The following is a 12455-nucleotide window of genomic DNA, read 5'->3' on the forward strand; positions in this document are numbered from 1 at the left end:
GCGGTACCGTGGACGAATGTCCACTACACGGCGTAGGAGGCCGGCGCTCATCGCGCTGGTCTGTCTCGCCGCGGCCGGCTGCCTGGCGCTGGCCTGGTGGCAGTGGAACAGATACGAATCGGCGTCCGGATCATTCCAGAATCTGGGCTACGCGCTGCAATGGCCCATGTTCGGGGGCTTCTGCTTCTACGCGTACTACAAGTTCGTGCGCTATGAAGAGGCGCCACCCCGGCCCAGCGAGCACGAACCGACCGAGATCCCCGAGGGCCTGCTGCCGGAGCGGCCTCGGGCAGCCACCCACGACGACGATCCCACCCTGCGCGAGTACAACGCCTACCTGGCCGAGCTCGCCAGGACCGACGACCGCCCCGACACCGACGACAGGACGATGCGATGAGCAGCCCCGATCCCGAAGCGCCGAGCGACGCGCCGCAGGCCGACGATCCGTCGCCCTCGAGCACCCCCACCGAGTCGATCCGCAAGGCGCTCACCGCTTACCGGGTGCTGGCCTGGACGACGGGCGTTTGGCTGATCGCCCTCTGCTACGAGATGGTGCTCAAGTACATCGTCGAGGTCGACGACCCGCCGAGCTGGATCGGCGTGGTGCACGGCTGGGTGTACTTCGTCTACCTGCTGTCGGCGGCGAACCTGGCGGTCAAGGTGCGCTGGCCCATCGCCAAGACCATCGGCGTGCTGCTGGCCGGCACCATCCCGCTGCTGGGCATCATCGTCGAGCACTTCCAGACCAAGCAGATCAAGGCCACCTACCACCTGCGTTGAGACGAACGCGGCGTCAGACCAACGCGCGCAACGCGGGCAGCAGCAGCGCCAACGCCCGGCCCCGGTGCGAGGCCGCATCCTTCTCCGTGGGACTCAGCTCGGCGGCCGACCGCAGCGACCCCGTCGGCACGAAGATGGGGTCGTAACCGAAGCCGCCGTCGCCGCGCGGTGCCCGCGCGATGGTGCCCGCCCACTCGCCGCGCACCACGGTCTCACCGGCCGACGAGACCAGGGCACACGCCGATACGAAAGCCGCGCCACGGCGCTCGTCGGGCACGTCACCGAGTTGGCCGAGGAGCAGCCGCAGATTCGCCTCGTCGTCGCCGTGCGCACCCGCCCACCGCGCCGACAGCACACCGGGCATCCCGTTGAGCGCATCGACCGCCAGGCCGGAGTCGTCGGCCACCACGGGCAGGCCCGAGGCCAGGAAGGCGTCGCGCGCCTTGGCAAGCGCGTTCTCCTCGAACGTGGCGCCCGTCTCGGGCGCCTCCTCGAAAGGAGCGACGTCGTTGAGCGACAGCAGCTCCAATCCACCCACGCCGGCGCCATCGAGCACGCGGCGCAGTTCGGCCAGCTTCTTGGCGTTGCGGCTGGCGACCAGCAGTCCAGTCAGCTTCCGAACGCCTTCTTGGCGGGCGTCGTCGGCTCCGGCAGCACCCCTGGGTAGGGCAGCTCCAGGGCTTCGCGCTGGATGACGAACAGCTGGTCGCAGGCGGCCAGCGCGGCGTCGAGCATCTTGTCCAGCGTCGAACGCGGGAACGTGGCGCCCTCGCCGGTGCCCTGGATCTCGACGAGGGTCCCGGTGTCGGTGGCGACGACGTTCATGTCGACCTCGGCGCGGGAGTCCTCCTCGTAGGGCAGGTCGGTGCGCACCCGCCCGTCGACGACTCCGACCGACACCGCCGCGATGGCGCACGACAGCGGCCGCGGGTCCGACAGCCGCCCGGCCGCCGACAGATAGGTCACCGCGTCGGAGAGCGCGACGTAGGCGCCCGTGATCGCCGCGGTCCGAGTACCGCCGTCGGCCTGGAGCACGTCGCAGTCGATGGCGATGGTGTTCTCCCCCAGCGCGCCCAGGTCGATGCACGCCCGCAGCGACCGTCCGACCAACCGGCTGATCTCCTGGGTGCGGCCACCGACCTTGCCCCGGACCGACTCGCGGTCCGAGCGCGTGTGGGTGGCCGCGGGCAGCATCGCGTACTCGGCGGTCAGCCAGCCCAATCCCGAGCCCTTGCGCCAGCGCGGCACGCCCTCGGTGACGCTGGCGGTGCACATGACGCGGGTCTGGCCGAACTCGACCAGCACGGATCCGGCCGGGTGTTTGGTGAAGCCGCGGGTGATGACTACCGGTCGCAACTCGTCGTCGAGTCGGCCGTCTTCTCGTCTGGACACCCGCCAACCCTAACCGGTGCGCCGGAACGGCTCAGTGGGCCGTGACCTCGAAGCTCTCGTTGCACACGACGGCGTGCACCGGTCCGTCGAATTCCGCCTTGGCCTCGCTGATGACGTCCTCGCGCGACGTCCACGGCGGAATGTGGGTCAGGAGCAGTTCACGCACCCCGGCCCTGGCGGCCGCGCGGCCGGCCTCGGTTCCCGACAGGTGCAGCCGGGGCGGCCGGTCCGGCGCATGGGTCCAAGACGCCTCGCAGAGGAACACGTCGGCACCGGAGGCCAACTCGATCAGCTGATCGCAGTACCCGGTGTCACCGCTGTAGACCAAGGTCGCCCCCGACGGATCGGTGAAGCGCATGCCGTAGGACTCCGTGGGGTGGCACACCAGCCTCGGCAGCACCGTCAGCGAGCCGATCTGCACGGCCTGCCCATCCACCCACTGCTCGATGTCGAAGATGTCGGAGAAGTCGTCGATCTCCCCGCCCTCCGGCGAGGACGCCGCACCGAGCCGCGCCCAGGTGTCCCTGGGACCGAACATCAGGGCGCGCCCCTCGGGCGGCGACGGATGGTAGCGACGCCACACGAACAACCCGGGCAGATCCAGGCAATGATCGGCGTGCAGATGCGACAGCAGAACGTTCACCGTGCCGGGGTCGGCGTACCGCTGCAGCGCACCGAGGACACCGCCACCGAAGTCGACGGCCAGCGGCGGCGTATCCGGTGCCGTGATCAGATAACCGGAAGCAGGCGAATCTGGCCCGGTGACGCTACCGGAACAGCCCAGTACGGTGATTCGCACGCTCACCAGCTTGCCATGCCCGATCACCGCACGACGAAAACATCACCGCATTTGGCGCGGAGTCTCATGATCGGACCCGAGGGTGAGCCCCGACCAGGCGTGCCACCGTGGCGCCGCGGCACTCAATCGCCCTTCGATTGTGGCCAACGCCTCACATCAGCAAAGAGTCGGACTCAGGCCGAGAGCCGCGACGCCGCACCGGGCGTGCGCTTGGCACGCGCCGTGCGTTCGGGCCCGGACAGGACGTAGGCGGCGACGACGCCGGCGACCCCGCCGCACAGATGACCCTGCCACGACACCCCGTAGGTACCGGGTAGGGCGCCCCACAGCACGCCGCCGTAGATCAGGAACACCAAGACGCCCACCACGATCTGCCATGCGTGACGGGTGAAGAACCCGAAGACGATCAGGAACGTCAGCCAGCCGAAGATCAGGCCGGACGCTCCGATGTGGTTGGTCTCGACACCGTAGGGCGCGCCCAGGTTGCCGATGAGCCAGGTGCCGAAGCCACCGAGGATCCAGACGATGGCGGTGGCGTAGACGAAGCGGGCCATGCCGGCCAGCGAGACGAGGAAGCCCAGCACCAGGGCGGGCACGGTGTTGGCTGCCAGATGCGCCCAGTTGGCGTGCAGCAGCGGCGCCCACAGGATGCCCCACAGGCCGTCGACCTCCAGCGGGCGGATGCCATCCTGCTCGAGCCGGTCCCCCGTCACCTGGTCGACGGCCTCGACGACGTACAGAAGCGCGACGAACGTGACGACGGTGATGCCGCCGACCATCCAGGACGGGCGCTTGCGGCCCGCGGACGTCGGGGGATACCCCGGACCACTCACGCCCATAGCTGCCCTTCCAACGCATCCTCTGCGTCATCGAGGCTACCGGCGTACGCGCCGGTCGACAGATACTTCCAGCCCGCGTCGCACACCACGAACGCGATGTCGGCGCGCTCACCGGCCTTGCGCGCCTTGGCGGCCATCCCGAGCGCCGCGTGCAGGATCGCCCCGGTGGAGATGCCAGCGAAGATCCCCTCCACCTGAACCAGTTCCCTGGTGCGCCGGACGGCGTCGAACGAACCCACGGAGAAGCGCGTCGTCAGCACCTCGGGGTCGTACAGCTCGGGGATGAAGCCCTCGTCGATGTTGCGCAGCGCGTAGACGCCCTCGCCGTAGCGGGGCTCGGCGGCGACGATCTGGACGTCGGTCACCTGCTCGCGCAGATAGCGTCCGGTGCCCATCAGCGTGCCCGTGGTGCCCAGCCCCGCGACGAAGTGGGTGATCTCCGGCAGGTCGGCGAGGATCTCCGGTCCGGTGCCCTCGTAGTGCGCGGCAGCGTTGGCGGGGTTGCCGTACTGGTAGAGCATCACCCAGTCGGGATGCTCGTCGGCCAGCTGCTTGGCCAGGGCGACGGCGGTGTTCGATCCGCCCTCGGCAGGCGAGAAGATGATCTTCGCCCCGTAGAGCTCCAGCAGCTGGCGTCGTTCGATCGACGTGTTCTCCGGCATCACGCAGATCATCTGGTAGCCCTTGATCAGCGCGGCCATGGCCATCGAGATGCCGGTGTTGCCGCTCGTCGGCTCCATGATCGTCGCGCCGGGACGCAGCAGCCCGTCCCGCTCGGCCTGCTCGATCATCCGCAGCGCCGGGCGGTCCTTGATGGATCCCGTCGGGTTGCGGTCCTCGAGCTTGGCCCACAGCCGGACGTGCGGCGGGTCGGCCTCGGTCGCCGGGTCGTCCCACTGCGGTGAGAGCTTCGGCAAGCCCACCAAGGGCGTCTTGCCGAGCGCGTCGAGCAGCGAGTCGTAGCGCATCGTCGGCCTCCCGCTCATCCGCCGGCGACGGCGGGCAGGATCGTCACCGAGTCACCGTCGGCGATCTCGGTGGCCAGCCCGCCGGAGAAGCGCACGTCCTCGTCGTTGACGTAGACGTTGACGAAGCGGTGCAGCTTCTCGCCGTCGACGATGCGCTCGGTGATGCCCGAGTAGTTCGACTCGAGGTCGTCGATCACGGCCTTGAGCGTGCTGCCGTTGGCGCTGACCCGCTTCTCGCCGCCGGTGTGGGTGCGCAGGATGGTGGGGATGGAGACCTGGACGGACATGTGAAGCTCTCCTCTGATCGGGATTAGTACTGGTCGACGATGGTGACGGGCTCTTCGGTGACCACGCCGTCGACGATGCGGTAGCTCCGTAGCTCGTGCTGCTCGGGATCACGGGTCGAGACGAGCACGTAGTGGGCGTCCGGCTCGGAGGCGAAGCTGACGTCGGTCCGGCTGGGGTACGCCTCGGTGGCGGTGTGCGAGTGGTAGACGACGATCGGCGCCTCGTCGGCGTCGTCCATCGCCCGCCACACCTTGAGCTGTTCCCCGGAATCGAAGCGATAGAACGTCGGCGAGCGCTCGGCGTTGACCATCTGGATGAACCGCTCGGGCCGGTCGGAACCCTCGGGCCCGGCGAGCACGCCGCACGCCTCGTCGGGATGGTCGGCGCGGGCATGGCCCACCATCGCCTCGACCAGGTCTCGACGGATGGTCAGCACGTCAGGCGGGTCCCTTCTGCTTCTTCCCCGTCGCTTCGCTCACCCCGTGGTTGGCGAACGCTCCCGGCAACACGTCACGGTAGGTCGGTATTCCGGCAACTGCCTCGGCGGCGAGCACGCCGACCATGACGGCATTGGCCAGACAGTCGGCCGCCGCGGCGCCGACCAGCGTCGCCAGCCTGGTCTCCGGCGACATCGCCGCGGGGGTGTCGGAGGCGGGGGCGATCTCCACCGCACCGGTCGACAGCGCGAACACGGTGTCGCCGTCGAGCGGAGTGTGCGCGGGTCGGATGGTGCGCGCGAATCCGTCCTGCGCGGCCACCGCGACGCGCTTGCAGGCCGCCTTGCCAAGCGCGGCGTCGGTCACGACGACGGCGATCGTGGTGTTCAGTGGCGACAGCTCGGCGTCGCGCGCCGACAGCGCCGCGACCTGCTCGGCCGGCGGCGGGGTCAATCCGAACTCGGCGATCAGGTCCGCCATCCACGGCAGCCCGGTCGCGGGGTCGACGACGTTGCCCGCCGCGTTGACCGCAACGATGGCACCGACTGTGACCCCGATGTCGTCGAGGGTCGTCGATGCGGTGCCGAGGCCGCCCTTGAGGACGCCGGCCCTGGCCCCGACACCCGCGCCGACGGTGCCGGTCGGCACGTCGACACCGGCCGCGTTCGCCGCGGCGAACCCGAACTCGGAGGTGGGGCGGCACTGCCAACCGCCGACGGGCAGGTCGAAGATGACGGCGGCGGGAACGATCGGTACCAGCCCGCCGTCCATCGCCACGCCGCGGTCGTGCTGTTCGAGCCACTGCATGACGCCGTCGGCGGCGGCGAGGCCGTAGGCGCTACCGCCGGTCAGGACGACGGCATCGACGAAGCGCACGCTGTTGGCCGGATCGAGCAGGTCGGTCTCCCTGGTGCCGGGCGCGCCCCCTCGAACGTCGACGGCGCCGGTCGTGCCGGGCGGCAACAGCACGACGGTGGTGCCGCAGGCCCAGCCCGCACCCAGGGTGGCATCGGGATCGAGACGGTGGTGGTTGCCGACGCGGACGCCGGAGACATCGGTGATCGACCCCCGGCGATGTCGGCGCGATTCCGTTCGCCCCGAGACGGTTTGCGCGCCGGAATCGTCCATCACCGCTTGCCCATCAGCCCGAGGACCAGGTATTCCTGCAGCACCGTGAGCCACTGGTACACGTCGAGGTGGCCGGCCATCGGATGCTCGGCGGGCAGGTGGTCGGGACCGTCGGGGCCGATCTCGAGCATCGTGCCGAGTGCCAGCCGAATGTCGTTGACGCATGCGGCCCAGCTGTGCGCGTCGTCCTCGCTGATCTCGAACCGGCCGCCACCGGCCGGCAGCGTGTCCAGCAACCGTTGTCCCGCATGACGTTTGGCCTCGATGATGGCCGGCTCGTGCAAACTGCGCAGCGCGCTGTTGAGGCTGTCGGCTGCTCCCGACCCGGCCGGGTGGTCGTGCTGCGGCCGGAAGAAGTCGGGCAGCAGCCGCAGCATGGTGTCATCCTCGGGCGGCTGCGAGTGGCCGGTGCGCATACCGGTCAGTTCCTCGAGTTCGTCTGTGGGAGAAGAGTTCTCGCGATCGACCAGCATGTCCATCAGCGAGTTGACCAGGCTCTGCAGCAACGTTGCCTCGTGCGCCGCCAGGGCGGACCGAAAGCGCGTACCCTCAGCGGTTTCCATACGCTTCCACTTGCGCACGCCATGTACTCCCGAGGCTCAGCGGTCCTGCTGCATGGTGGCCCACAGGCCAGCCGCATGCAGCTTGGTGACGTCGATCTCCATGGACTCCCGGCTTCCGGCGGACACCACGGCCTTGCCCTCCTCGTGCACCTGCAGCATGAGCTTGGTGGCGTGCGGCTCGCTGTACCCGAACAGCTTCTGGAACACGTAGGTCACATACGACATCAGGTTCACCGGATCGTCCCACACCAGCGTCACCCACGGACTGTCGGTGGCATCGACCACCTCGGCGTCTCGTTCCTCGCGGGTCCCCGGTTGTGTCCGCGCCGGTGTAACCATGCCGCCAAGAATAGACGGGCGAACCCCGACCGTCCGAACCGCTACGGTTGCCCCTGTGAGTTCCGACGAGCGCGTGCGCGAGGAGTATCGCGAGGAGTGTGCAGCGACGGCCCTGCTCACCGACAAGTACGAACTGACGATGCTCGCCGCAGCACTGCGCGACGGTACCGCTCATCGGAAGACCACCTTCGAGGTGTTCGCCCGGCGCCTGCCCGAGGGCAGGCGATACGGCATCGTTGCAGGCACGGGACGGTTCCTGGAAGCCTTGCCCCAGTTCAGGTTCAACGACGCCGACCTGGAACTGCTGTCGGACTTCCTCGACGCCGACACGCTGGGGTATCTGGCCGACTACCAATTCAACGGTGACGTCGATGGATATGGCGAGGGTGAGCTGTATTTCCCCGGCTCACCCGTGCTGTCGGTGCACGGGACGTTCGCCGAGTGCGTGCTGCTGGAGACGCTGGCACTGTCCATCCTCAACCACGACTGCGCCATCGCCTCGGCAGCCGCCCGCATGGTCAGCGCCGCCGAGGGCCGCCCCCTGATCGAGATGGGCTCGCGGCGCACCCACGAGCGGGCCGCCGTGGCGGCGGCCCGCGCGGCCTACCTCGCCGGATTCTCGGGATCGTCGAACCTGGAGGCCCAGCGCCGCTACGGAGTGCCCGCACTCGGCACCAGCGCACACGCCTTCACGCTGCTGCACACCTCCGCCGACGGCCCCGACGAGCAGGCCGCGTTCCGGGCTCAGGTCGACGCCCTCGGCGTCGGGACCACCCTGCTGGTCGACACCTACGACATCAGCACCGGCGTGGCCAACGCCGTCGCCGTCGCCGGCCCCGAGCTCGGCGCCGTCCGCATCGACTCCGGTGACCTCGGAGTGCTGGCCCGCCAGGTGCGCGACCAGCTCGACGCGCTCGGCGCGGTGAACACCGGCATCGTGGTGACCAGTGATCTCGACGAGTTCGCGATCGCGGCGCTGCGCGCCGAACCCGTCGACTCCTACGGGGTCGGCACCTCGCTGGTTACCGGGTCGGGTGCGCCGACGGCCAGCATGGTCTACAAGCTCGTCGAGGTCGACGGGGTTCCCGTGGCCAAGCGCAGCAGCCACAAGGAGTCCCACGGTGGCCGCAAGCAGGCCCACCGGCTGGCCAAGCCGACGGGCACCATCGTCGAGGAGGTCGTACACCTGGCCGGTCAGCCCCCGGCCGACGTCGACGGGCTGGTCGCGACGGCGCTGACGCATCCGCTGGTGCGCTCCGGTGACGTGGTCGCCGACCTGTCGCTTGGCCCGGCCCGCGAACGCGTCGCCGCGGGCCTGCAGAGCCTGCCGTGGGACGGTTTGAAGCTCTCGCGCGGCGAGGCCGCGATCCCCACCCGCATGGTCGACGCCACGCGCCAGGCCTGAGGAGGAGACACGGGCGGGGTCAGGGAGCTACTGGACAAGGCCGTCGCCGCACTCGGCGGCGCCGAGCGCAGTGGCCAGATCGAGATGGCCGAGGCGGTCGATCACGCCTTCACCAGCGGTGAGCACCTCGCCGTTCAGGCAGGCACCGGCACGGGCAAGTCGCTGGCCTACCTGGTGCCCGCGATCAAGCACGCCATGGAGCGGGCCGAGCCGGTGGTGATCTCGACCGCCACGATCGCCCTGCAGCGCCAGCTGTTCGACCGCGACCTGCCGCGGCTCTCCGATGCGCTGGCCAAGGAGATGTCGCGGCGTCCGGAGTTCGCCCTGCTGAAGGGCCGCGGAAACTACCTGTGCCTGAACAAGGTTCACAACGGTTCAGCCGAAGCGGGCGAGGATCTGCCGCAGGACGAGCTGTTCGACGCCGTGGCGACCACCGCGCTGGGGCGCGACGTCAAGCGCCTCGTCGAGTGGGCGTCGGACACCGAGACCGGCGATCGCGACGAGGTCGTCCCCGGTGTCGCCGACCGGTCCTGGAGCCAGGTCAGCGTCTCCGCACGGGAGTGCATGGGCGCCGCACGCTGCCCCTACGGCGCCGACTGCTTCGCCGAGAAGGCCAGGGGCAAGGCCGGCACGGCCGACGTGGTCGTCACCAATCACGCCCTGCTGGCGATCGACGCGATCTCGGAGGTCAACGTGCTTCCCGAGCATCAGCTGCTGGTGGTCGACGAAGCCCACGAACTCGTCGACCGAGTGACCAGCGTGGCGACCGGCGAACTGTCGGCGGCCACCCTCGGCGTCGCGGTCCGCCGCTCGGCCCGGCTCGTCGACTCCGAACTAGTCGAACGCCTCGAGGCCGCGACGGCCACGCTGTCGTCGGCGATCCACGACGGCGAGCCGGGCCGCAAGGACGTCCTCGACGAGGAGATGGCCACCTATCTGACCGTGGTGCGGGACGCGGCCGACCGGGTCCGCTCGGCCATCGACACCGCGCCGGCCGATCCCAAGGCGGCGGCGGCCAGGACCGAGGCAGTGACCGCGCTCAACGACGTCAGCGACACCGCCACGCGCATCCTGTCCTCGTTCGGTCCGGCGATCCCCGACCGCACCGACGTGGTGTGGCTCGACCACGAGGAGAATAGGGGCAACAAGCGGGCGATTCTGCGCGTTGCGCCGCTGTCGGTGGCGATGCTGTTGCGCAACAGGCTCTTCGAGCAGTCGACGGTGATCCTGACCTCGGCGACGTTGACGATCGGCGGAGCGTTCGACGCGATGGCGCGGTCCTGGGGCCTGGCCGGCGCGGAGGCACCCAATTGGAAGGGCATCGACGTCGGATCGCCCTTCGCCCACGGCAAGTCGGGCATCCTCTACGTCGCCGCCCACCTGCCGCCACCCGGACGCGACGGCACCGGGTCGGCGGAGCAACTCGACGAGATCGAGAGTCTCATCACCGCCGCGGGCGGTCGCACGCTTGGCCTGTTCTCCTCGATGCGCGCGGCGAAGGCGACGGCCGAGGCAATGCGCAGCCGCCTGGACACTCCGGTGCTGTGCCAGGGCGAGGACACCACCTCGGCACTGGTCCGCCGCTTCGCCGCCGACCACGCGACGACGCTGTTCGGCACGCTGTCGCTGTGGCAGGGCGTCGACGTGCCCGGCCCGTCGCTGTCGCTGGTGCTGATCGACCGGATTCCGTTCCCCCGTCCCGACGATCCGCTGATCACGGCCCGCCAGCGCGCCATCGCGGCCCACGGTGGCAACGGGTTCATGGCGGTCGCCGCCAGCCACGCGGCGCTGCTGCTGGCGCAGGGCGCCGGACGGTTGCTGCGCGGCGTGGACGACCGGGGCGTCGTCGCGGTGCTGGACTCCCGCATGGCCACCGCGCGCTACGCCGGGTTCCTGCGCGCGTCGCTGCCGCCGTTCTGGGCGACCACCGACCCCGCCCGCGTGCGGCAGGCGCTGGAGCGGTTGCGCAGCGGCTGAGTCCCGAAGTTGGGTTTGGGGTTTACCGCGTTCACTATCCTGGCCTGCAACTTCACGTGCGTGCCGTACCGGCCGCCGGCGGATGCGAAAGGGCGGCGGCGATGAACCGACGGCACCTCGTTGGCGGCGCCCTGGCGGCGGTCGCCGCATTGTTAGTGACGTCGTGTGCGACCACCGTGGGTGGCAAACCCGTCTCGGTATTCGCCAACCCGTTCAGCGTGGCCGGCATGCCCGCGGTGAACGGTCCCACCGGTCTGCGCAGCGACGCCGAACGCCCGTCGCGCACGGTCGAGAACACCGACGGCGGCGCGATCGACGTGCTCGCCGCCAGTGCGGTCAGCGACATCGAGGAGTTCTGGGCCGCCCATTTCGGCGAGGAGTTCCACGGCCAGTTCACCCCCGTGCAGGCGCTCGTCTCCTGGGACTCCACGGAGTACGACCCCGTCGAGTTCTGCGGGGATGACGTGCAGGGACTGGTGAACGCGGGTTACTGCGGTGACGACAACACCATCGGCTGGGATCGCGGTCAGCTGCTGCCGCAGCTACGCGACGCCAACGGCGACATGGCGGTGACCATGGTGCTGGCCCACGAGTACGGGCACTCAGTCCAGCGCCTGGCCAAGCTGGTCGGCGAACGGACGCCGACCCTTGTCGGGGAGCAACAGGCCGACTGTCTGGCGGGGGTGTACATGCGCTGGGTCGCCGAGGGGCACTCGCCCCGCTTCACCCTGAGCACCGGCGACGGACTCAACAATCTGCTGGCGGCGATGATCGCGTTCCGCGACCCCCTGCTGACCGAGAGCGACGCCGAGGCCGGCGAGGACGAACACGGTTCGGCATTCGAACGGGTCTCGGCCTTCCAGTTCGGCTTCACCGACGGGGCGGCGTCCTGCGCCACGATCGACCTCGCGGAGATCGAGCAACGCCGAGGCGACCTCCCGGTCCTGCTGCCCGACGATCAGACCGGTGAACTCCCGGTCACCCACGAGTCGGTGCAGTCCATCGTCGACGCCATGGACATCGCCTTCTCCCCCGCAGACGCACCGAAGCTCAGCTTCGCCCGGTCGGACTGCCCGGACGCCCGGTCCGGTGCTCCCGCCTCGTACTGCCCGGCGACCAACACCATCACCGCCGACCTGCCTGCGCTACAGAAACTCGGGGCACAGTCGGCAGCCGACGGTTCGGTGGTGACGGGCGACAACACCGCCTACTCGGTGGTGGTGTCGCGCTTCATGCAGGCGATGCAGCACGAGCGCGGCGGCGTGACACTCGACGACGCAAAGGCGGCGCTGCGCACCGCGTGCCTCACGGGGGTCGCGACGGTGGCGATGACCAAGAACATCACCACCCCCAGCGGTGAGACCATCGCGCTGACCGCGGGCGACGTCGACGAGGCGATCTCGGGCATCCTCGTCAACGGCCTGGTCGCCAGCGACGTCAACGGCGACTCGGTGCCGTCGGGGTTCTCCCGCATCGACGCCTTCCGGGTGGGAGTGCTCGGCGACGAGGACCGCTGCTTCAAGCGCTTCGACTGACCCGC

15 protein-coding genes are annotated in these 12455 nt (G+C 69.8%); 5 read left to right on the forward strand and 10 right to left on the reverse strand.

Annotation, left to right across the window (positions count from 1 at the left end; translation table 11 throughout):
- The first annotated feature begins 16 nt into the window (after positions 1-16).
- Both SBI80_RS18210 and SBI80_RS18215 read left to right on the forward strand, forming a co-directional pair.
- Positions 17-397 (forward strand): hypothetical protein, encoded by a 381-nt coding sequence (locus SBI80_RS18210; RefSeq protein WP_318976192.1) that lies wholly within the window; start codon positions 17-19, stop codon positions 395-397.
- A complete protein-coding gene (locus SBI80_RS18215; RefSeq protein ID WP_318976193.1) occupies positions 394-780 on the forward strand; it encodes a DUF3817 domain-containing protein in 387 nt (128 codons plus the stop codon). The genes SBI80_RS18210 and SBI80_RS18215 overlap by 4 nt, the downstream gene beginning before the upstream one ends.
- Positions 781-793: 13 nt before the next feature.
- Here SBI80_RS18215 and rdgB read toward each other — a convergent pair whose 3' ends face one another.
- From rdgB to clpS, 10 genes are all read right to left on the reverse strand, one after another.
- Positions 794-1393, reverse strand: a complete 600-nt coding sequence (rdgB, locus tag SBI80_RS18220; RefSeq protein WP_318976255.1) for an RdgB/HAM1 family non-canonical purine NTP pyrophosphatase — start codon at positions 1391-1393, stop codon at positions 794-796.
- Positions 1390-2172, reverse strand: coding sequence for a ribonuclease PH (gene rph, locus SBI80_RS18225; RefSeq protein WP_318976194.1), 783 nt, complete (start codon positions 2170-2172; stop codon positions 1390-1392). The genes rdgB and rph overlap by 4 nt, the downstream gene beginning before the upstream one ends.
- 31 nt (positions 2173-2203) lie before the next feature.
- Positions 2204-2977, reverse strand: a complete 774-nt coding sequence (locus SBI80_RS18230; RefSeq protein ID WP_318976256.1) for a cyclic nucleotide-degrading phosphodiesterase — start codon at positions 2975-2977, stop codon at positions 2204-2206.
- 167 nt (positions 2978-3144) lie between these two features.
- On the reverse strand, positions 3145-3810 hold the full coding sequence (locus tag SBI80_RS18235) for a rhomboid family intramembrane serine protease (protein WP_318976195.1): 666 nt from the start codon (positions 3808-3810) through the stop codon (positions 3145-3147).
- Positions 3801-4778: a PLP-dependent cysteine synthase family protein gene (locus tag SBI80_RS18240; RefSeq protein ID WP_318976196.1), complete on the reverse strand. Its 978-nt coding sequence runs from the start codon at positions 4776-4778 to the stop codon at positions 3801-3803. The genes SBI80_RS18235 and SBI80_RS18240 overlap by 10 nt, the downstream gene beginning before the upstream one ends.
- Before the next feature lie 14 nt (positions 4779-4792).
- The gene (locus tag SBI80_RS18245) at positions 4793-5065 is read right to left on the reverse strand and encodes a MoaD/ThiS family protein (RefSeq protein WP_318976197.1); all 273 of its coding nucleotides are present in this window, start codon (positions 5063-5065) and stop codon (positions 4793-4795) included.
- A 23-nt stretch (positions 5066-5088) separates the two neighbouring features.
- The gene (locus SBI80_RS18250; RefSeq protein WP_318976198.1) at positions 5089-5502 is read right to left on the reverse strand and encodes a M67 family metallopeptidase; all 414 of its coding nucleotides are present in this window, start codon (positions 5500-5502) and stop codon (positions 5089-5091) included.
- Position 5503: 1 nt separating this feature from the next.
- Positions 5504-6631 carry a P1 family peptidase gene (locus SBI80_RS18255; RefSeq protein WP_318976199.1) on the reverse strand — a complete coding sequence of 376 codons (1128 nt, stop codon included), beginning with the start codon at positions 6629-6631 and terminating at the stop codon, positions 5504-5506.
- Positions 6631-7212, reverse strand: coding sequence for an oxidative stress transcriptional regulator AosR (gene aosR / locus SBI80_RS18260; protein WP_318976200.1), 582 nt, complete (start codon positions 7210-7212; stop codon positions 6631-6633). The genes SBI80_RS18255 and aosR overlap by 1 nt, the downstream gene beginning before the upstream one ends.
- Positions 7213-7230: 18 nt before the next feature.
- The gene (clpS, locus tag SBI80_RS18265) at positions 7231-7533 is read right to left on the reverse strand and encodes an ATP-dependent Clp protease adapter ClpS (RefSeq protein WP_318976201.1); all 303 of its coding nucleotides are present in this window, start codon (positions 7531-7533) and stop codon (positions 7231-7233) included.
- Positions 7534-7588: 55 nt separating this feature from the next.
- Here clpS and SBI80_RS18270 point away from each other — a divergent pair, with 55 nt between their 5' ends.
- The 3 genes from SBI80_RS18270 to SBI80_RS18280 all read left to right on the forward strand — a co-directional run bounded on the left by SBI80_RS18270 (position 7589) and on the right by SBI80_RS18280 (position 12450).
- Entirely contained in the window at positions 7589-8938 is a 1350-nt protein-coding gene (locus tag SBI80_RS18270; protein WP_318976202.1) for a nicotinate phosphoribosyltransferase, read from the forward strand.
- A gap of 84 nt (positions 8939-9022) precedes the next feature.
- The gene (locus SBI80_RS18275; RefSeq protein ID WP_318976203.1) at positions 9023-10915 is read left to right on the forward strand and encodes an ATP-dependent DNA helicase; all 1893 of its coding nucleotides are present in this window, start codon (positions 9023-9025) and stop codon (positions 10913-10915) included.
- Positions 10916-11016: 101 nt separating this feature from the next.
- On the forward strand, positions 11017-12450 hold the full coding sequence (locus tag SBI80_RS18280; protein ID WP_318976204.1) for a neutral zinc metallopeptidase: 1434 nt from the start codon (positions 11017-11019) through the stop codon (positions 12448-12450).
- Positions 12451-12455: the final 5 nt, after the last annotated feature.

It is taken from the genome of Mycolicibacterium sichuanense, assembly GCF_033741125.1.
Lineage (GTDB): Bacteria > Actinomycetota > Actinomycetes > Mycobacteriales > Mycobacteriaceae > Mycobacterium.